At 70.3% G+C, this 909-nt stretch carries 1 protein-coding gene; it reads left to right on the top strand.

What is annotated here, in order from left to right; all coding sequences use genetic code 11:
• Positions 1-909, top strand: a 909-nt coding sequence (locus J0695_RS15470) for a DUF8745 domain-containing protein (RefSeq protein ID WP_206962617.1), incomplete at both ends; no start/stop codon positions are given.

Raw genomic sequence — 909 nt, 5'->3', positions numbered from 1 at the left:
ACGCCCCCGCGCCCAGCCTCCCCATCCAGCTCAACGCGATGCAGGCCCTGTGCCGACAGGTCTTCGGTTTCAGACTGGCTCTGATCATCATCGGGACCCCCTTCGCCCTGGACCGGGCGAACGGCCGCGTGGGCCCCTGGCTGGTGGGCGCGGCCATCGTCTTCAGCCTCGTCGGCTCGTACGCGATGCTCCGCGACTGGGAGATCTTCGGCCCCCTCCTCATCAGGTACCGCTCCCTGATGGGGCTGGACTTCATCTTCGGCTCGGTCCTCCTCCTCACCGCGTCCCCGGACTCCACCCTCGGTTACGCCACCGTCTGCACCCCCCTCCTCGCGGGCCTGCTCTACGGCTGGCGGGGCGCAGGCATCTTCACGTTCATCCAGATACTGCTCCTCGCCGCCGCGTACTCCGCCTGGCACCTGCGCATGGCGGGCCCCGCGTCGACGCTCCTCCTCACGGGCTTCTGCATCGCGGCGGGCATCATCGGAGTCACCCTCCGCAACCTCATGTTCCGCTTCGGTACGGCCACCCAGGCACTCTCCGAGGCGACAGCACGCCTCGCGGTCAACGACGCCGTGGAGGAGGAACGCACGCGCCTGGCCCGCGAGATGCACGACTCGGTCGCCAAGACGCTCCACGGCCTGGCCCTGGCGGCCGAGAGCCTCGCCCAGTCCGCCGACCGCATGGACCCGCTCACCGTCAAACACCAGGCCGGTATGGTCGCCCGCTCGGCGCGCCGCGCAGCAGCCGAGTCCCGCGAGATCCTCTCCGACCTCCGTCGCAAGGCGGACTACGAGACCGGGGGAGTGGAGATCGCCATCGAACTCTCGTCCCGGGTACGGGACTTCGCGTCCCGCACCTCGATCCCCACCGACTTCATCCCGGTCGGCGACGCCCCGGCCCCCGCCC

It is taken from the genome of Streptomyces beijiangensis (assembly GCF_017315755.1).
GTDB classification, from domain to species: domain Bacteria; phylum Actinomycetota; class Actinomycetes; order Streptomycetales; family Streptomycetaceae; genus Streptomyces; species Streptomyces beijiangensis.
Note: the sequence above shows the minus strand (reverse complement) of the source record. Positions and strands in the feature narration are given on the sequence as shown.